At 41.1% G+C, this 19,686-nt stretch carries 14 protein-coding genes; 10 read left to right on the top strand and 4 right to left on the bottom strand.

Going from position 1 to position 19,686, the window contains the following annotated elements; genetic code table 11:
• The first annotated feature begins 8 nt into the window (after positions 1 to 8).
• The 3 genes from L2747_RS01745 (at position 9) to L2747_RS01735 (ending at position 2,112) form a co-directional block, all read left to right on the top strand.
• The gene (locus L2747_RS01745; protein ID WP_220780838.1) at positions 9 to 290 is read left to right on the top strand and encodes a YcgL domain-containing protein; all 282 of its coding nucleotides are present in this window, start codon (positions 9 to 11) and stop codon (positions 288 to 290) included.
• A 39-nt stretch (positions 291 to 329) separates the two neighbouring features.
• Positions 330 to 1,325, top strand: a complete 996-nt coding sequence (locus tag L2747_RS01740; RefSeq protein ID WP_248997388.1) for a lytic murein transglycosylase — start codon at positions 330 to 332, stop codon at positions 1,323 to 1,325.
• Positions 1,326 to 1,671: 346 nt separating this feature from the next.
• Complete coding sequence (locus tag L2747_RS01735; RefSeq protein WP_248997387.1) at positions 1,672 to 2,112, top strand: YcgN family cysteine cluster protein; 441 nt, start codon at positions 1,672 to 1,674, stop codon at positions 2,110 to 2,112.
• 82 nt (positions 2,113 to 2,194) lie between these two features.
• Here L2747_RS01735 and dsbB read toward each other — a convergent pair whose 3' ends face one another.
• Together dsbB and nhaB are read right to left on the bottom strand one after the other, a co-directional pair.
• Entirely contained in the window at positions 2,195 to 2,707 is a 513-nt protein-coding gene (gene dsbB, locus L2747_RS01730) for a disulfide bond formation protein DsbB (RefSeq protein WP_248997386.1), read from the bottom strand.
• Positions 2,708 to 2,800: 93 nt separating this feature from the next.
• Positions 2,801 to 4,387: a sodium/proton antiporter NhaB gene (gene nhaB / locus L2747_RS01725; RefSeq protein ID WP_248997385.1), complete on the bottom strand. Its 1,587-nt coding sequence runs from the start codon at positions 4,385 to 4,387 to the stop codon at positions 2,801 to 2,803.
• Between the two features lie 308 nt (positions 4,388 to 4,695).
• Between nhaB and fadR the strand changes: the two genes are divergently transcribed.
• On the top strand, positions 4,696 to 5,415 hold the full coding sequence (fadR, locus tag L2747_RS01720; protein WP_248997384.1) for a fatty acid metabolism transcriptional regulator FadR: 720 nt from the start codon (positions 4,696 to 4,698) through the stop codon (positions 5,413 to 5,415).
• Positions 5,416 to 5,512: 97 nt separating this feature from the next.
• On the opposite strand, the gene L2747_RS01715 is transcribed toward fadR, so the two are convergent.
• Positions 5,513 to 9,541: a translocation/assembly module TamB domain-containing protein gene (locus L2747_RS01715; RefSeq protein WP_248997383.1), complete on the bottom strand. Its 4,029-nt coding sequence runs from the start codon at positions 9,539 to 9,541 to the stop codon at positions 5,513 to 5,515.
• Positions 9,538 to 11,385 (bottom strand): autotransporter assembly complex protein TamA, encoded by a 1,848-nt coding sequence (locus tag L2747_RS01710; protein ID WP_248997382.1) that lies wholly within the window; start codon positions 11,383 to 11,385, stop codon positions 9,538 to 9,540. The genes L2747_RS01715 and L2747_RS01710 overlap by 4 nt, the downstream gene beginning before the upstream one ends.
• A gap of 136 nt (positions 11,386 to 11,521) precedes the next feature.
• Here L2747_RS01710 and L2747_RS01705 point away from each other — a divergent pair, with 136 nt between their 5' ends.
• The 6 genes from L2747_RS01705 (at position 11,522) to hrpA (ending at position 19,542) form a co-directional block, all read left to right on the top strand.
• Positions 11,522 to 12,595 carry an isoaspartyl peptidase/L-asparaginase family protein gene (locus tag L2747_RS01705; protein WP_428848501.1) on the top strand — a complete coding sequence of 358 codons (1,074 nt, stop codon included), beginning with the start codon at positions 11,522 to 11,524 and terminating at the stop codon, positions 12,593 to 12,595.
• Positions 12,596 to 12,785: 190 nt separating this feature from the next.
• Positions 12,786 to 13,115: a hypothetical protein gene (locus L2747_RS01700; RefSeq protein ID WP_248997381.1), complete on the top strand. Its 330-nt coding sequence runs from the start codon at positions 12,786 to 12,788 to the stop codon at positions 13,113 to 13,115.
• 309 nt (positions 13,116 to 13,424) lie between these two features.
• Positions 13,425 to 13,880: a xanthine phosphoribosyltransferase gene (gene gpt / locus L2747_RS01695; RefSeq protein ID WP_248997380.1), complete on the top strand. Its 456-nt coding sequence runs from the start codon at positions 13,425 to 13,427 to the stop codon at positions 13,878 to 13,880.
• Positions 13,881 to 14,225: 345 nt separating this feature from the next.
• Complete coding sequence (locus L2747_RS01690) at positions 14,226 to 14,702, top strand: DM13 domain-containing protein (protein ID WP_248997379.1); 477 nt, start codon at positions 14,226 to 14,228, stop codon at positions 14,700 to 14,702.
• 290 nt (positions 14,703 to 14,992) lie between these two features.
• The gene (locus tag L2747_RS01685) at positions 14,993 to 15,409 is read left to right on the top strand and encodes a CBS domain-containing protein (protein WP_248997378.1); all 417 of its coding nucleotides are present in this window, start codon (positions 14,993 to 14,995) and stop codon (positions 15,407 to 15,409) included.
• 251 nt (positions 15,410 to 15,660) lie between these two features.
• Entirely contained in the window at positions 15,661 to 19,542 is a 3,882-nt protein-coding gene (hrpA, locus tag L2747_RS01680; protein WP_428848500.1) for an ATP-dependent RNA helicase HrpA, read from the top strand.
• Positions 19,543 to 19,686: the final 144 nt, after the last annotated feature.

Genomic DNA, 19,686 nt, shown 5'->3' with positions numbered 1-19,686 from the left:
AGTCGTATATGATCTGTGCAGTGTATAAAAGCCTTAGAAAGGCCGAAAGTTACCTTTTCGTTGAAAAACGTAATGATTTTGAACGTGTTCCTGAAGCATTAATGGCCATGTTTGGTGAGCCACAATTAGTGATGATGCTACCGATAGAAAAACGCGACCATTTAGGTTTTGCCGATATCCATAAAGTAAGATCAGAGTTGAAAGAGAAAGGATTTTATTTGCAGCTGCCCCCTCCAGTTGTTAATTTACTAGAACAACATAAGAAAGACATCGGCTTTAACCCTGATTAACCTTTAGGGAAAGCCATTATAGGTGTATCAAGGGGATTTATGGGTTTAGAAAAACATGTTTTGGTTCTGGCTTTTTGTTTGAGTGTTATGCCGGTGGTTGGGGCTGCCGAAGAGCAAGTTAAAGGTTCTTTTAGTGATTATGTTGCGACTTTAAAGCAACTAGCCGCAGATAAAGGGATTAGTTTAGAAACAATTAATGATGTTTTTCCCAAAATAAAGCGATTTAAAAAAGCGCAGGTCGGAAAAACCAACGAACCTGTTGTATTAGCAACACTTGATACCTACCTACCAAACGCCGTGCCGCAATCTAAAGTCGATACGGCGCGTGCTTTTTACAAGCAACATCAACAACAACTGATTACGATTGGCAAACACTATGGTGTTCAGCCTCGCTTTATTGTGGCCATTTTGGGGGTAGACGCTAACTTTGGTAAGCTGGGTAGTAATTACTCCGTTTTATCGGTTAGCGCTTCTTTAGCTTTTGCAGGCGAGCGCGAAGCGTTCTATCAGAAGCAATTTATTGATGCGCTCAAGATTATTGAAAGAGATAACATCGCTTTTGCTGACCTAAAAAGTAATTCCACCGGTAAGATGGGATTAAATCAATTTAACCCAAGTATTTACTTAGATTACGCCCAAGACGGCGATGGTGATGGTAAAAAAGATATTTGGACTAATACCAGCGATGCTTTTGCCTCTATTGCATATTACCTACAACAAAATGGTTGGAAAGATTCACAGACTTGGGGGCGGCAGGTAAAAGTCCCCGTGAACTTTAATCCAAATTTCGCGGGTTTAAAAATTGAAAAGACATTTACGGAGTGGCAAAGTTTAGGTGTAACCCGTTTTGATGGAAGTACTTTGCCAAAACGCGACGATATGTATGTTTCAATGGTGATGCCCGACGGTGTGAGTGGTCGAAAATATCTGGTGTATGGTAACTATCGCAGCTTGCGAAGTTGGAAGGATTCGGACTATTTTGCCATTACAGTAAGTTACCTTTCCGAAAGAATTAAATTTCCAGCGATTATCTAACGACCTATTAATTTGATTTCATCTGCTATTACCGTTTTTCGTTGACGACCCATAAGTTCAACTTATGTTGTAGGCGTGCTTTTTTGCGAGAAGTTGTCATAAACTAGCATTTTTTTTATCACGATAAGTTGGGTTGTCGTAGGTGCTAGATAGCCATCTTTAGTTGTAGAACTTAATAGATGGTAGTTGCTCTGCTTAAATGTTGTACGCAAATGTCAGCGATATCACAATAATTGCAATTTTGTCGCCTTAACTAAAATAGAAAACGAATGTGTGGTGGGCACAGATATGACTGCGCTGTATAATGCGCGCCTAAATTGGTTGAATACGAGTTAATGAGTTAAGCATGGCATTTTGGAACGAAAAAAACTTAGCGCAAATGAGCACTGAAGAGTGGGAGTCACTTTGTGATGGTTGTGGTAAATGCTGTCTAAATAAACTCATTGATGATGAAACTGAAGAGCTTTATTACACCAATGCCGCCTGCCAATTACTAGATAACAAAGCAGGGCATTGCACCAACTATGAGCAGCGTTTTAAGTTTGTTCCAAGTTGTACTAAAGTGACCGTAGATAATATTGATTCATTAACTTGGTTACCCGATAGTTGCGCTTATCGTCGTTTATTTATGGGGCGTGAGCTTCCAACTTGGCACCCTCTGCGCACAGGCTCAAAAGAGGCTATGATCTTGGCCGGTATGTCCGTTGCTGGTAAAGTTACCTGCGAGACAAAAGTACGTGATATTGAAGACCACATCGTTTTGTGGCCTATGAAAGATATTGAATAAACAGTTGTGGTCTTTGCTCAATATATAAATAAAAACGCCCGATTTAGTCGGGCGTTTTTTTATGGGGTTAACTTAATACTCTCTATTTAATCGACTTTTTAAGTGCTGGGATCATAAACACCAGCAGGGCTAGCAGATAAACACTGAAAGCGATAATCATATATTGCCCCATAGTTACGCCCATAAACTCCCATGGGATATCAGTGCACATACCTGTTGGCATAAATACTGATGGTAACCACTCATGCAGCTGTAGCCAACTAGGGAATTCTGGTAAGTATGAGCAAGTTGCAAAAGGAGAGGGGTTAGTTTGCATATCGACTAATTCAATTGCGAGCTTAAGCCCCCATCCTGCGCTAACTCCCCAAGTTGCTAGACCGATAAAACGTGCAATTCGTGAATTATGACCTATAACACCAATCAATCCTGCAAACACTAAGCCAAAAACCGCGACGCGTTGATAGATACACATAACGCAGGGACTGAGCTGCATAACGTATTGAAAGAATAGGGCTGCTAGTTCAAGTGCAACAGCTGAAAACATCAAGATCAGCCAGGCGGTACGTGAGTGAGCAAAATTGGTTAGTGCATTCAACGACAAAGTCTCCATTGCAAGTAAAAAAAACGCCCTATTGAATAGGGCGTTTTATATGACTAACTATTTAATAAATAGTTCAGATAAGGCTTATCAATGAGATGATACTACACCATCTACAGCTGCTTGAGCAGAGTGATGGATTAACATTTGACTGTCATAGAAGTATTGAGTCATCTGTTCTAACGCTCCTAATTGAATAGCAAGAACACCAACGATAGATAAAACGATCGTATATGGCAGTGCCATCCACACCATTCTGCCGTAAGAAAGGCGGATAAGTGGAGCGATTGCTGATGTTAGCAAGAATAGGAACGCAGCTTGACCATTAGGCGTTGCAACTGAAGGTAGGTTAGTACCTGTATTGATAGCTACGGCTAGTAGGTCGAACTGATCACGAGTAATTTGGCCATTAAGTAGCGCTGATTTCACTTCGTTAATGTATACCGTACCCACGAATACGTTATCACTCACCATTGAAAGCAGACCGTTAGCGATGTAGAAAATAACTAACTGAGTGTTACCTTCATAGCTTAGTGCCCACTGGATAACTGGTGCAAACAATTGCTGATCAATAATTACTGCAACGATCGCAAAGAAAACGGCTAATAGTGCTGTAAAAGGTAACGCTTCTTCAAAAGCTTTACCAAGTGCATGTTCGTTAGTGATACCGTTAAATGCAGTTGCTAGAATAATTACAGATAGACCGATTAAGCCCACTGAAGCCAAATGTAGCGCAAGACCTGCGATTAACCACACACCAATAACTGCTTGGATTAGAAGTTTAACTTTGTCATGTTTAGTGCGGTTAGCATCTTCATGAGCATCGTAGTCTGAAAGGATTTTATGAACCGCTTCAGGTAGTTGCTGACCATAGCCAAATACTTTGAATTTCTCTACTAAGAAACACGTCGTAATACCAGCAAAGAATACAGGTACAGTTACTGGTGACATGCGAATAGCAAATTCAGCGAACTGCCAGTTAGCTTGCGCAGCAATAATTAGGTTTTGTGGCTCACCAACCATGGTACAAACACCACCTAATGCAGTACCAACACCGGCATGCATAAGTAGGTTGCGTAGAAAACCACGGAATGATTCTAGTTCTTCTTCACATAACTGATTTTGACCATCAGAGGTGTGGTCATGGCTGTCGCCAAAGCTCTTGCCTGATGCCACTTTGTGGTAAATAGAGTAGAAACCAACTGCAACTGTAATAATAACTGCGATAACTGTTAACGCATCCAAGAATGCAGATAGGAATGCAGATGAAATACAGAACAACAAAGATACCGCTACTTTAGAACGAACCTTAGTGATCATCTTGGTAAATACAAATAGTAGCAATTGCTTCATGAAGTAAATACCAGCAACCATGAAGACTAATAATAGGACTACTTCAAGGTTTGCTTCGATTTCATGCAGCACCTGGCTAGGCGATGTCATACCAATGGCGACAGCTTCAATCGCTAATAAACCACCTGGTTGAAGTGGGTAACATTTTAGGGCCATTGCTAAAGTGAAGATAAACTCAACAACTAACAGCCAGCCAGCCACAAACGGATTAAAATAAAATACGATTGGGTTGATCACTAAAAACGATATGATCGCGATTTTGAACCACTTCGGTGAATTACCCAAGAAGTTGTCAAGAAACGCCCGACTCATTGTCACAGGCATGGAATCCTCTCTATTTGATATCTATATATAGTTGCTAATAACAACATTTTAATGAAATTTGCTACCAGCTATAATTAAGCCGATGCTAAAGATAAAACCTTTTTGAAAACTTAAAAAGCCCATAATGACGAAACAGCTATCTATATCAAAAAAATGTCATTTAAAATGGCCTGTTAGCGTAAAAAATGAGCGGTCTAGCCCGTTTCTGTATTTAGTCACTGTCAATTCGCGCTGTTTTGGTTTTCATTTTTCATGGCTCTGGTATGATCTGTCCCAGAACAACACTAATAATTGGATAGAGTAGCCACATGATCATCAATGCCAAAGGCCCTGCAAGTTTTGCAGAGAAGTATATTGTACGATCCATATGGGAAAATAAGTTTCCTCCAGGCTCTATTCTTCCTGCTGAGCGAGAGCTGTCTGAATTAATCGGCGTCACTCGCACAACGTTACGAGAAGTATTACAGCGTTTAGCACGAGACGGTTGGTTGACTATCCAGCATGGTAAGCCAACTCGCGTGAATAATTTTTGGGAAACATCAGGTCTAAATATTCTTGAGACCATAGCAGAACTTAACCCTGATGGTTTTCCTGAGCTAGTCGATCAATTGTTATCTGCGCGTAGCAGTGTGAGCGCTATCTATTTTAGAGGTGCAATTCGTAATAATCCAGATAAAGCCGTTGCGGCTTTATCTGAGCTTGATGCGTTAGAAGATAATGCTGAAGCGTATGCGGAATTCGATTATGAGTTACAGCATACTTTGGCATTTTCCTCAGGAAACCCACTCTATGTATTGATCTTAAACGGCTTTAAAGGCTTATACAGCAGAGTAGGGCGTTATTATTTTTCAAGCCCAGAAGCACGAGCCTTGGCTATGGAGTTTTATAAGCAGCTACAAGCATTAGCGGTTGATAAAAACTACGTAGATGTACCAGCATTAATGCGCACATACGGTATTAACAGTGGCATGATGTGGCAAAGTTTGCGAGATAATATGCCAGAAAATCTCGGACACTCAGATACTTAAGTTAGATAGCTCAATCTGTTATCACAGCCGCTAATATATAAAGCCATCATTTAAGATGGCTTTTTTGTAACGATTAAAATGCGTCACTATCTAAACGCTATAAATCAAAGCTGTAATAAATATCTAAAGACTGTTCTATGGTACCTGATACGGTTTCTAAGTAGAGTTGAGACAGTAAGTAATAGCGCACAGTCATCTCATAGCCAGGATTAAATACTCCAACACCATATTTGACCATTAATTTTTCGCCAATAAAACCACTAATTGCAAAGCGACCATCGTCATTGGCATCTAGCTGTACGTTAGAGAAACCAATTTTTTCAATAATTCCGGTTGCCGTATTGCCAATATTGCCAATTGCACCGCCGCCAATTTGACTACTTAAGGTTAATGCCGCGCCCATCATTAGGCCGCTGTTTTGGTCGACACTGTTATTACTAAGTCCTGTACCACGGACAATATAATTTAAAATTTCTGCCTGTTCTTTGGTTGGGTTTGAGAAAAGGTTAACAACAGGTTTCAATGGTGTTCCTGTAATGCGAACACCTGCTATTACATCTTCATCTTTAATTTCACGCACTGCTTCGATGTTAAGGTTTGGCACATCTATAGGGCCAATGAACTGCATCTCACCCGCTCGTATTTCAAGGGTTTGTCCCATAAATTTATAATTGCCATCGACAACTTTTATTTCACCAAATAACAAAGGTGGCCTGAAAGGATCTTGTTTTAGTTCTAATTTACCTAATAGCTTTCCGGTAAGGCCCATACCGTCAACTCGTAAGTCGTCACCTACATTTAAATTAACTTGAGCAGATACAGCGAGTGGTGACACTTTGGTTTCTTGAGAAGCTAAGCTATCTTCAAAAACTACATCTTTGGAAACGGCTATACCTCCTTCAGGCAACTGTACGATGGTGATTTTCCCTGAAGGCACATTAATATCGCCACTGATATCAAAAGATTCATTGGTGAACTTAACTTTTAGATCTGTACCGACGTTCAAAATGGCGAGTGGGGGCTGAATGACGGCTAAGTCTTTACCCTTAATATCGAAGCTACCTTTTAACTTGCGCTCAGCCCAGTCTAATTGACCGTCAACAAAGGCCTGACCTTTGCCCATTTTTAACTCGCCATCTATTTGGGCTTTTTTACCTGCAAAGATAAAATCAAGATCGATATCTTCAAGTAGCGTTGGGTTTGCTGTTGCCATAATCGAGCCATTATTTAAGGCTATTTTCCCCGAAACTTTTGGATCGCTTAGGCTTCCGCCAATGGTGAGTTCACTGGATATTATCCCCTCTAAAACTTCAAGTTCCGGAAGCAGAACTGCTAGGGCTTGCAGGTTGATTTCCTGCAGCGCTAGTTTGCCATCCATTTGTCTATCTGGTGTAACATTAATACCAAGGTTAGCATCCAATGTTGCAATTTTATTAGACTCAAGAGCGAGTGAAGTCAATAGTTGCTTTTCATCTAGGCGGCTTCTAAGTTGCAGTGATTTATAACCAACCGCAACATTACTGTTATTGGTGGCTTTAAAGTCGATCTTGCCTTCAGTTAGCTGAAGATCGACATTACCAATTGGTTTACGGTCTGCAAACCATTGGATGTTTGAGGTGAGTATAGCGGGACCAGTCCAATCAATACTTTCTGGCAACCATGGTTCAGCTAATTTGCCCAGATCACCAACAAACTCCAGCGCAGCTTGGCCGCTTAAACCAAGGGCGATGTCTTGTTTTGCACATAACTTACCACCAGAGTGAGATAAACAAAATGGTTGTAAAGTACCACTCTGCTTATCTATCAGATAACTCCCTTCTAAGGGAGCGTCGAGATCCACCTGTCCAAGCTTTGAAGCTAACGATAGGCTCTTTATTTGAGCCTCAATACGATGTAATTTTTGATCATACTGGCTTACTATCTGGCTATTTAGTGTTAGCTCGCCTGTTGAGCCAAGCTTTAATGACTGCGCAGCGAGATCACCTTTTGCTGCTAGTGTTACGTCGTTGAGTTCAAGATCTTGGTACTTAAAATTGTATAAGTCCATTTGAGCATTGAATGCTTGGTTATCAAATGGTTTGTAATGTCCATTCACAGACATGGTTTCAAGTTCTAGAGTCTGAAATTCAAGATCTGTTGCAGTCAGTGCGACTTCAATATCAGGGTGCTCATTCTCGCCTGAAACATTGATATCAGCATTGATAGTCCCGCTAGCATCTTGCTGCCATAAACTTAAATCCGGTACGGTTAGTTCCCCATTAAGTGACCAATTTTTTTCAACTTCACCTTGTATAAATAAACGGCTTTGCAGTGCGTTAACATTTAGTCCATCAGAACTTAAATGCCACTTGTCATTGATAGCGAGATCACCAACGACATTGAGAGGGTACTGCATTACATGACCATAGAGATCGGCATTGTTTAGGTTTACTGACCAAGTATGATCGAACAGACTATATTTCCCTGAGCTATTAATCGGGCCGCTAATGTCGCTAGCAGGAAGAGGGTTATCTTCTGATAATGTTAATTGACTTATATCGAATGTTTGCGCTGCGATTTTCGCGTTCCACTTTAATTGGTCTGCATAATCAAATGTGCCTTGTATCACCAAATCACCAAGAACACTGTTATAGGCGTGGAGTTTTTCAAACACTAGTTGTGCATTGGTGTGGCTAAATACAGTATCTATATCTAATTTGGGTTGATAAGGTGACGAAAAGTCTCCTTTTAAATTGACGTGTTGCTCAGCTAAATCACCTTGGCTAACCATTCTGATATTTTCAGCAATAAAGTCTGGGTTCTCTAGAGGCCATTGTAATTTTTTTGCGGTTAAATTTAAGCTGTAAGGGATCTTTGAGTTTGCGAGTTTGATATTTGAAGTAAGGTCGAAATCAAACTGGCCGCTACCAACAATATGACTTTTAAGTTCGTTAAAGCCTTGGTTAACCGTGACCGTTAAATGTTGTTTGTTTAGTCCAGGAATCTCTTTCACTTTTTCAAGTGATATCGTCGAATGAATATCCATAGGATAATCATCGAGAAGAGACATTTGCCCTAACAGTCTAATATCTCCGTAGCTATGACTAGCACTAAAATCGTCGATATTGATGAGAAACTGCTGGTAACTTCCGCTTAAATGTAACTTGCTAAAGTGATCCTTTCTTGGGCCAAGAATTAGATCTCCATTGTCTATATCTAAGGCTTCAACAAATACAGGGATAGGCATGAAGACTTCAGGTAGGTTTGCCATTGCCCAGTCTTTGGCTAGATCTACTTTGTTAGTTGTACTACCGGTTTCTTGTGTTACTGCACTTTCAATCTTATTGTCAGTATTCGTTTTAGTATTTGTTGGGTTAGATAAAGGAATAGAAACCAATAGACCTTCGGCGTAGACAGAACTGGCACGGATCCCCGTAGATAACCATTCAGCACTTAAGTTTAATTGGTTTGCATTAAAGTCCATATCATTAACGCGTACAGTCACTTGTTGCAGGACGCTACTGTTTAAGGTGATACCAAAGGGCAGGGTGATTTCTTTGTTTTCTTCAGTCGTCTCGGTTTCTGCAGGCCCTATCGCCTCTGCAGTGACTACATTTGCCAATGGGTCATCAGTCGACACACTGGACAACACATCAGATGTTGTTACGGATGCATCTTCTTGAATTTTGGTGGTGTCAACTTGTGTTGATGGGTCATTGTTATCAGTTCTAATTAACGCAGTATCAATCTCAACATTGACTTTGGAGCTTGAAAGCTGCTCCACACAAAGCTGTTTTTGCATTAAACACATCGGGTTCCAAGCGAGGACTAAATCGCTGACCTCTACGGCTACACCATTCATCTGCCAAGTGCCATAGTTAAGCTCTAACTGACGATTTATTTGCCCAGACTTATAACTAACCTCGAGATCTGGCACCAACATATCTGCCAGCTTAACGGTGATATGGCTACCAAACTCGGTACCAATTAATACGGCAAGGCTGATTAGTAACAGAAGTGGGGCATAAATAAGAATACGGCTACATAGTTTAAACCAGCGCCAAATTTTAAGGCGATAGCTGAGTGCAACTGGTTTTTCATTTTCAGTCGATGTCGGCATATTTGTTTTATCTTCAGGAGCAATCATAATTCAGCTCCCATCGTGATATGAATGCGCCATGGGCGGCTAATGGTATCTGTTTCTTTTAAGCCGACACCAACATCAAGCTTTACCGGGCCAATCGGTGAGATCCAGTGAATACCTGCACCCACCGAGGTAATTAATTCTATTTGGTTAACATCAAAAGCATTACCAGCATCAATGAATGTTGCGACCCGCCACGTTGGGGTTACGTAATATTGATACTCAATACTACCGACCATTAAGTAACGTCCACCAACAACTTCACGTACAACTTGGCCTTCATCATTGACTGAATCAATTGAAGGGCCAAGCTCGTTATAGCTATAACCACGAATACTTTGGTCACCACCGGCAAAATAGCGCAGCGAAGGCGGTATATTTTCTAATGATGAGTCACTGGTAAGGTTAGCGGCCATGTCTAAGCGCGACACAATTCGATGTTTATCAAAAAAGGTATCAATCCATTTAAACTTAGATTGTAGGCGTGCAAGTCTTACCTCTGATCCTAATGCTGGGTCTGCGTATTCAATACTGTAAAATTGAAAGAAGCCTGATTTAGGATCGAGTGAGTTATCACCTCGGCTAGTTCTAGATAAGCTGGTGCCAAAAAGTACATAGCGAGGATCATAATCAACACCGGACTGTTGATAAGTCTCTTTCATGATCTCGGCTGAGTAGTTAAATAACCATTTGTTTTTTAGTCGTTGCTGTCTAATTACGGCAAACAACATTTTTGATGACTCAAGCTGGCCAGTATTACTAAAGTCACGGTCTTCAGCGTCATAAACTTGAGTAACGCCGTATTTGTCACGCAGCATACCTGTGCGCAGTTTCAATTGGTCATCCAGTGGATGAGTCAATGGAATTGTATAAGTCGTTAAGAATTTTGGCTTTTCTGGTGACCATTCTGCTGTGGTTTCCTGAGAGTGGCCATACTTGTTAATTTGCGGTGTCCGCCAAGTGACTCGCACTCGAGGCTCAAGATTATTGTCTACGGTGTTACCAATGTCTGCACCTAATCCGAGCTCGATAGAATGGTTAGGTCTAGGGCTTAATTCTACTCTAACAGGTACTTGTATGCCTTCTACCTGATCAACCAAAGGGAGAACTTTTATATTTGAAAAGTAGCCAGTGTCTAATAACTGCCTATTTAACTGGCCCAAGTTGCCCGTACTGTATGGCGCATCTAATTTAAATGGTACCAATTGTTGCAACAGTTGTGGTTCTAGGGTCGAGCCTGTAAAAGTTACTTCACCTATGTGATAGCGTTTGCCCGAGTTGTAATATAGTGCGATTTTTGCAGTGTTAAAGTCTCGGTCAACGACAATTTCAGCTTTATCAAACTTGCCATCAAAATAGCCGCGCGCAAGCGCAAGCGTTAATAGTTGCGATTTGATATCATCATAAACACCATGATTAAGGCGATCACCTGGGCGCACTTTTAATGTGCTGAGCCATTTTTCAAAAAGAGGATCGGTTTGCATCTCTCCCTTTACTTGGATATCAACCCAACTTATTAATGTTGGTTTACCTGCATCGATAGTGAGTTTGAGTACCCAAGGTTTTTTGTCATTGTTAACGACTTCTTGCTTCACTTTACTGTGGTAATAGCCCATTGAATGCATAGCAGCTTCAATATTGTCTTCAGCATTAAAGATAAAAGCTCGGCGTTGTACGCTAGAGTCGGGTAATGCACCAAGGTGAGCGCTGACGTTACGCGCTAACGAGCCCTCGACACCTTTTATGTCGAGAGTTAACCAATCCTTTGCTCGTACAGAAAACGTTGCCAATGTAAGACAGGCAATCAGCAAGATTGAAAACGTTACTCGAAAGAAACTTATCAACAAAAAATCAGACTCTTATTATTAGTTTAATGCGGACAGCCTATTGTCACTAGAATCGTGAACTCAAGCAAGTTGCTGATTGTAATTATGGCTGAAAATGGTTACAAAGAGGGCAAATAAATAGAATTGGAGAAGGTTTGTGAATTATAAGGCCCTGAGTAGTGCATTGTTGGTTGTTTTATCTACAGGTTTGTCAGCAAATGTGACTGCAAATGAAAAACCTTTTTCTATTGCTATACATGGCGGTGCTGGAACCATCTCTAAAGCGAATTTAACGGCTGAACAGCAAAAAGCCTATCGCGAGAAGTTACAAGAAGCTGTTGATGCTGGATATGATGTATTGGCCAAGGGTGGTGATAGTTTAGTTGCAATTAAAACATCGATAAATATTCTGGAAAACAGCCCATTATTTAATGCAGGTGTTGGCGCTGTTTACACATTTGATGGTGCCCATGAGTTAGATGCCTCTATTATGGATGGCAAAACGATGAATGCTGGCGCAGTGGCCGGGGTTAAACATATTAAGAATCCAATTGATTTGGCTATTACTGTGATGGAAAAGTCACCGCATGTAATGTTGTCAGGTCAAGGCGCTGAGGAGTTTGCCTTAACTCAGGGATATCAGCTTGTACCTGCTAACCATTTTGATACCGATAGTCGTTACCAACAGTTAAAAAGTGCGAAAGAAAAAATTCAAAAAGCAGAATCTAATCCAGATTACCAAGCAAGTATTGGCTCAAGTAGCCATCATAATTATCAACAAAGTGCCCTCGATTATAGTGAATTCGATTACAAGTTTGGCACGGTTGGAGCGGTTGCACTTGACCAAAATGGAAACCTAGCAGCGGGAACCTCTACTGGAGGCATGACTGCAAAACGCTTTGGTCGCATTGGCGATTCACCGGTTATCGGCGCAGGCACTTACGCGGAAAATGGAGTATGTGCGGTTTCCGCAACGGGGCATGGCGAATATTTTATTCGATATCACGTAGCTGGTGATATTTGTGCAAAAGTTAAATATCAGAATAAATCGATTATTCAAGCGGCAGATGAAGTGATTAATCAGCGTTTAATAACTGCAGGTGGAACAGGTGGGGTTATTGCTATTGATCATCGCGGCAATATCGCGACACCTTTTAATACAGAAGGTATGTACCGCGCAACGCGTAAAAACAACGAACCCGCTCAAGTAATGATATGGTCTGACTTATAATTTAACTTAAGCTAGATGGTACGTGAGTAAGCCCTAATTCTTTGGATATTAGGGCTTTTTTGTTGACCATTTAATTTAAATTATTATTCACTAATTAAATACTTACTAAAGGTTTATAATGTGGGTAACGAGGTATGTAAACGCAATCATTGGCCTCATTACCTTACTTTTAATCAAAGCCGTCATGCCCATGAAAGATCAAATCAGCACCGCTAAAAAGCCCGATAGAGCAACTGCCATGATGCAAATTATTGAGCAGGTTAAACAAGAGTTCCCGCTATATGAGTCTGAGACCTTTGTTTGTGGACCTGATGGAAATTGTTTAGGCTGCCCTAAAAAGTTACTTGAGTTGGTAGATACCGAACTTAGCTATTGGGAAAGTGCAATTGCTAACGGTAATGTGCCACAATTTGATGACATTCGCCGATTTGGTAAGCTTTGTAGTAATGTAAAACGTGGCTTAAACCGTAATGGCGTTTTAGAAAAGTACCAGCAAATCAAAGCGATTAATTTGAGTTAATCGTTCTTAATCAAAAATAGTACGCTTAAAATAACAGCTCGTCGTCTACCGTTACTATCTAGCAGAGCTATTTTTTACGGGGCATATCTAGCATTAACTCACCATATCAGTTAATAATTATTTATAAAATTAGTCTTATAGTGTAACGGCTTATACTTTGGTGGTGTTGTAAAGTGAGCCTAATTTAGGCGAAGTCCAAATCTGTGAAATAGCTCACTAATATTTATTTGTATGACTATGAATAAAAAGCCAAAATGCCGCGCAATCTCTTCCCCCTCAAAATAGCGTACTCGCATAAAAAGGTTGCACATGAGCAAAAAATTTCTGATCACTTGGGATCAAATGCAAGGTTATACCCGTGAATTGGCCGAACGTTTACTACCTGTCGAGCAATGGCAAGGTATTATTGCTGTTAGCCGTGGCGGTTTGGTACCAGCTGCAATTCTGGCTCGCGAGTTAGGTATTCGTCATGTAGATACCATCTGTATTTCAAGCTATGATCACGATCATCAAAGAGAAACTAAAATCATTAAGCAAGCACCGGGAGATGGTGAAGGCTTCATCGTAATTGATGATTTGGTGGATAGTGGCTCAACAGCTAAAATCGTGCGCGAAATTTATCCTAAAGCTAAGTTCGTTACCGTATGTGCTAAGCCAGCGGGTAAGCCACTTGTTGATGATTACATTGTCGATATTGCTCAAGATACCTGGATTGAACAACCTTGGGATACAGGCGTTAGCTTTAGAGAGCCGCTTTGTAAGTAATTTGCTTTTAAGCAATATGCTAAATCTAAAAACCGAATCGTTAACGCTGTTCGGTTTTTTTGTCGCTGGAATTTGTAGTAACTAGTTGCTGTCGTTGAATGACCACCTTCTAATTGTCATCATTTACTTTTTATCTTACCTTAGAACATTTTATAGGTATCTTTTGAGGTTACTTATTATTTGGTGGTGCAGAGGTTAAGCTAATGATAGGTTCAGTGCGGAGTATGCTAACAAGCGATTGGATTCAGATTAACAAAGTCAGTCGTGCTTGTTGTTTAGTCGTGACATAATCAGCCTTACTTCATTATATTAGAGTTGTCGGACGTTTTTAAAAAAGGCAAAGATATGAAGTTAAAGAAAATGATATTACTGTTAATAAGCCACTTGCTTATAGGTTTATTTGGAGTGGCTTTAGGCATTTATATATTGCCTATTCTTATTGCGCCAGCATCACCAACAGTCGCTGAATTATCAACACTATCTTCTCAAGCACAGTATGTAGGGACCTTCAAAAAAGACCTGAAAGACAGTGATTATTTTCACTGGGGGGAAGGAAAGATATTGGTTGGTCAGGAGCATATTACATTAGTAGGAAGCCTTGCACCTGGACCAGATTATAGGCTTTATTTATCACCGGAATTTGTTGAAACTGAAACTGATTTTAAGCGATTGAAAGCCAATATGATTTTCGTTGGTCCTGTTACAACCTTTAATCACTTTACAGTTAAAATGCCACAAGGTATTCAAGTGTCAAAATATAATACTGTAATAGTGTGGTGTGAGACATTTAGTGAATTTATTACCTCAGCTAAATACCAATAATACAGCTTATATATTCTATCAGTCTGCAGACAACACTTGGGACGACTTTTCTTTCTAAACATTTAAGCGATTAAAGTGTGTAGTGATTGCTTCATTTTGAAGTTGTTCTAGTATTGTAGAACTCTATAATTTTGAGCTGATGTAAGCGCCATTTGTTTTGCTGAGTTTGCGTTCTGTTTGACATACCCTTTAAGTTTTCTTTTGGGCGATTAAGCTTATCGGTTTAATCCACACCCTTGTTGTTCATTCTTAGCTAAACTAACAATAGAACAACCAAATAGGGGAACGAAATGGATTCAATAAATGTACAAGAGCATATGGATCGCCAACCTGTATTATTAACGCCAACTATGTCGTTGGCCACAGCGGTTGAAAAACTGCTTGATAATAAAAAACTCGGTGCACCAGTAGTTGAAGCTGACGGTTCTTTAGTGGGCTTTTTATCGCAGCAAGATTGTTTAGCGGCAATGCTTAAAAGTAGTTACCACTGTGATTTAACTGCGATTGTTAAAGATTGTATGCGCACCGATGTGCTATCGGTAACACCGAGTACCAGTGTGCTTCTGTTAGCAGAACAAATGCTTGGCCCTAAGCCTAAGGTATATCCGGTTGTTGAAGAAGGTAAAGTCATCGGTACTATCAATCGAACCAATGTATTGCAAGCCATTAACACTTATATGCAGCAATGTTATTTAACGCCGGCCTAGTTTACTGCGCTGCAGGATAGCAAGCGAACTCATTTAATAACAGGTTAAGTACAACTACATTTATTAAAAGCATAAGACACAAAAGGGCAGTAAATGCGTTTTTGTGTTTTTTGTGCCTAGAGAAACACCAATCCTAAATTTAAATTACCGATAACCTAGAGATAGAGGTAAAGTATTTTAAGTCAGCTATACCAACCGTCAGCGTTCCTTGCTAGGATCACTTTCTTTCGTCTTGGCTATGGAATTTGCACTTGAGTTCGCAACAGCATCCTTTATCTAACGCATTCTTAAAACACTGTTATGAAGCTGACGCAGCCTATATTAGGCGTCGTCTGTTTAGGCTTCGAAAAGAGCCTGACTCAGACAAGAAAACCGCCACGCTTGAAAAACTTGAAACTGTCGCGCTTGAGTCACGTAAAAAAGTGGAACAGCGTTTAGCGAACCGCCCAAGTATTACTTATCCAGACAGCCTACCTGTATCGCAAAAACGCGATGAGATTGCAGCCGCCATTGCTAACAATCAAGTGGTGATTGTTGCCGGTGAAACCGGCTCGGGTAAAACCACACAGTTACCCAAGATCTGTTTAGAGCTAGGCTTAGGTACACGTGGACTGATTGGTCATACTCAGCCACGCCGCCTAGCTGCAAGAAGTGTTGCAACGCGTATTGCTGAAGAGATGAACACACCATTAGGTGAAGCCGTGGGCTTTAAAGTTCGTTTTGCTGATGCCATTAACGATACCTCATACATCAAATTGATGACCGATGGTATTTTATTGGCTGAACTGACTAATGATAAATATCTCAATCAATACGACACTATCATTATCGATGAAGCGCATGAGCGTAGTCTTAACATCGATTTCATTTTGGGTTATCTGAAAAACGTATTGAGCAAGCGTCCTGATCTTAAAGTGATTATTACTTCGGCAACCATTGATGTTGACCGTTTTTCAAAACACTTTAATAACGCGCCTGTGATAGAAGTGTCAGGCCGTACTTATCCGGTTGAAACTCGCTATCGCCCATTAGTGCAAGATCAAGACGATGACTTAGATTTAATTGAAGGTATTTTTGCCGCGACCGATGAGCTAATGCAAGAAGGTCTTGGTGACATTCTCATCTTTATGAATGGTGAGCGCGAAATTCGTGATGTGGCTGAGCAGCTAAATCGTCGTAATTATCGTGACACAGAGATCTTACCTTTATACGCGCGTTTATCTTACGGCGAGCAATCAAAAGTATTTAAGAGCCATGTCGGTCGTCGCATTGTATTAGCGACAAACGTTGCCGAAACGTCATTGACGGTACCAGGTATTCGCTACGTTATTGACCCCGGTACTGCACGTATAAGCCGCTACAGTTACCGCACTAAAGTACAGCGTTTACCGATTGAGCCGATTTCTCAGGCAAGTGCTAACCAGCGTCAAGGCCGTTGTGGCCGTGTCGCGCCGGGTATTTGTATTCGTCTCTATAGCGAAGATGATTTTGTTTCGCGCCCAGGCTTTACCGATCCAGAGATTTTACGCACTAACTTAGCCTCAGTTATTCTAAAAATGCTATCGATTGGCTTAGGCGATATTGAAGGCTTCCCGTTTATTCAGCCGCCTGATTCGCGTTACATTCGTGACGGTTTTATGCTGCTAGAAGAGTTACAAGCGGTAGTGAAAAAGAAGGGCAGACTCGACTTAACTCAGCTTGGTCGTCAGTTAGCGCATATTCCGGTGGATCCTCGTTTAGCGCGTATGGTGATAGAAGCTCAGCAAAACGGTTGCTTACATGAAGCTTTAGTGATCACTGCGGGTCTATCTATTCAAGATCCTCGTGAACGTCCAATGGACAAGAAGCAAGCAGCCGATCAGGCACATAATCGATATAGCGATAAAGATTCAGACTTTGTTTCTTGGTTACACCTGTGGGATCACATTAAACAAAGCCAGAAAGAGCTGTCGAGTAGCCAGTTTAGAAAGCAATGTAAGACGGAGTTTCTAGCGTATCTACGGGTACGCGAATGGCAAGACTTGTACACCCAGCTAAGGCAAGCGACCCATGAGCTTAAGTGGAAGCTTAACTCGCCAAGCGATGAGCTTGATTATGAAGGCTTGCACCGCTCGTTATTAACCGGTCTGTTAAGCCATATCGGTTTTAAAGATAAAGATAACGAGTATCTTGGCGCTCGTAACCGTAAGTTCTTTGTATTCCCGGGATCCCCTTTAGCTAAAAAAGGTCCTAAATGGATCATGGCGGCTGAGATGACGGAAACATCGCGTTTATTTGCCCGTTGCTGCGCCAAAATCCAACCTGAATGGGTTGAGCCGCTAGCGGCGCATCTAGTGAAAAAGAATTACGTAGAGCCACACTTTGAATCAAAACAAGGCTCGGTGGTAGCACTTGAAAACCAAGTACTGTATGGCTTACAAATTGTTAATCGCCGCAAAGTACAATATGGTCCAGTTGAGCCCGTCGAAGCGCGTGAAATCTTTATTCGCTCAGCTCTGGCTGATGGTGAGTTACGTACTAACGAAGCCTTCTTTATTAACAACCAGAAGCTATTGCTCGACATTGAATCACTTGAACATAAGTCGCGCCGCCGCGATATCTTGGTTGATGAACAAGCCTTATATGCGTTTTATGAGCCGAAGATCCCAGATGGTATATATAACGCACCAAAGTTTTTAAAATGGTGGAAAGCGGCTAAAAAGTCCACGCCTGATCTATTAGATTTTGAGCGTGAAAGCTTGATGCAGCGCAGTAGCGAGCATATTTCAGCACTAGATTTCCCCGAGAAATGGCACAAAGGCAACTTGGTGCTTAAAGTCAGTTATCATTTTGAGCCATCGCTGCCTGATGACGGCGTATCTGTGCATATTCCGGTCGCGCTGATTAACCAGATTGATGAAAGTGATTTTGACTGGATAGTGGCGGGCTTGCGTGAAGAAAAGTGTATTGCACTCATCAAGTCATTACCAAAAGCACTGCGCCGTAATTTTGTGCCAGCACCAGATTATGCCAAAGCCTGTTTACAGGCGATGACACCGTTTGAGTTACCTTTAATCGATGCCATGTGCAAACAACTGTTGCGTATGAGCGGAACGCGGATTTCACCAGAAGATTTTGATACTTCTCAGCTAACCAAGCATCTTTTAGTTAACTTTAAGATCGAAGGTGACAAGGGGAAATTACTTGCTGAAGGGCGCGAGTTAGAGCCATTAAAGGCGAGTATGCAAGGCCAAGTCGTGCAGGCTATTCGCAGCGTTGCTGACTCAGGTATTGAGAAAAAAGGGCTAGAGCAATGGACCTTTGGCGATTTACCTAAACAGTTTGAGCAAAAGAAGGGCAACTTCGAAGTTAAAGCGTTTCCTGCGCTGGTGGATGATAAAACCAGCGTGTCGATCAAATTATTTGATGATGAATTTGAAGCGCAAAAGCAGCATCGTATTGGTCTACAGCGTTTGCTATTACTGAACATTCCATCGCCAGTAAAACATTTGCAAAAATCACTGCCGAACAAGGCAAAGCTTGCGATGTATTTTAATCCTTTTGGTCAGGTGAATATCTTAATTGATGACATTCTATCTGCGGCAGTGCAGCAGCTATTGGATGAGAAGGGCATTGATGTTCGCTCAGAAAGCGCCTTTACTGAAGCTAAAGATTGGGTGAGACAAGAGCTTAACCCTACGGCCGAAAAGATTGCCTTAAAAGTCGAAGAGATTTTGACGATTTACAATCGTATTAAAAAACGCCTTAAGGGAAAAATTGGCTTAGATATTGCGTTTGCGATGAGTGATATTCAAAGCCAGTTAGACCAATTGGTGTTTAAAGGCTTTGTTGAGCAGTCTGGTTGGCAACGTCTTGGCGATTTGAATCGTTACCTAAAAGGCATTGAAAACCGTTTAGAGAAGCTCCCCGTTGACCCTAATCGCGACCGAATTCATATGCTGAGTGTTAATAAGGTACAAGAGCTGCTTAAAGCGCAAATGGCGAAATTGCCTAAGTCACAACCTGTGCCAGATGCTTTGATTGAAGCTAGGTGGATGATTGAAGAGTATCGAGTGTCCTGTTTTGCCCAGGTGCTAGGTACGGCTTATCCAATCTCAGAAAAGCGTATTCTGAATCAAATCGCGCAAGTGTAATTCGCTTTATTGTTTATAGATGAAGCGCACCTTTTTAGGTGCGCTTTTTTGTATCTAAAAAATCATATCTTGTTTTCATTGTCTCTTTGCTTTCAGTCTTTTTCCTGCACGTTCTCAAACAGTGATCTTTAAAGAAATTAAAAG

The organism is Shewanella marinintestina, from assembly GCF_023283845.1.
In the GTDB taxonomy this organism is placed as follows: Bacteria; Pseudomonadota; Gammaproteobacteria; order Enterobacterales; family Shewanellaceae; genus Shewanella; species Shewanella marinintestina.
This window is presented reverse-complemented; position numbering and strand designations above follow the sequence as displayed.

Excerpts from the sequence above, each read along its gene's own strand:
- L2747_RS01745 (WP_220780838.1), top strand. The coding sequence starts at position 9 with ATGATCTGTGCAGTGTATAAAAGCCTTAGAAAGGCCGAAAGTTACCTT.
- L2747_RS01740 (WP_248997388.1), top strand. The coding sequence starts at position 330 with ATGGGTTTAGAAAAACATGTTTTGGTTCTGGCTTTTTGTTTGAGTGTT.
- L2747_RS01735 (WP_248997387.1), top strand. The coding sequence starts at position 1,672 with ATGGCATTTTGGAACGAAAAAAACTTAGCGCAAATGAGCACTGAAGAG.
- nhaB (WP_248997385.1), bottom strand. The coding sequence starts at position 4,387 with ATGCCTGTGACAATGAGTCGGGCGTTTCTTGACAACTTCTTGGGTAAT.
- fadR (WP_248997384.1), top strand. The coding sequence starts at position 4,696 with ATGATCATCAATGCCAAAGGCCCTGCAAGTTTTGCAGAGAAGTATATT.
- L2747_RS01715 (WP_248997383.1), bottom strand. The coding sequence starts at position 9,541 with ATGATTGCTCCTGAAGATAAAACAAATATGCCGACATCGACTGAAAAT.
- L2747_RS01700 (WP_248997381.1), top strand. The coding sequence starts at position 12,786 with ATGAAAGATCAAATCAGCACCGCTAAAAAGCCCGATAGAGCAACTGCC.
- gpt (WP_248997380.1), top strand. The coding sequence starts at position 13,425 with ATGAGCAAAAAATTTCTGATCACTTGGGATCAAATGCAAGGTTATACC.
- L2747_RS01690 (WP_248997379.1), top strand. The coding sequence starts at position 14,226 with ATGAAGTTAAAGAAAATGATATTACTGTTAATAAGCCACTTGCTTATA.
- L2747_RS01685 (WP_248997378.1), top strand. The coding sequence starts at position 14,993 with ATGGATTCAATAAATGTACAAGAGCATATGGATCGCCAACCTGTATTA.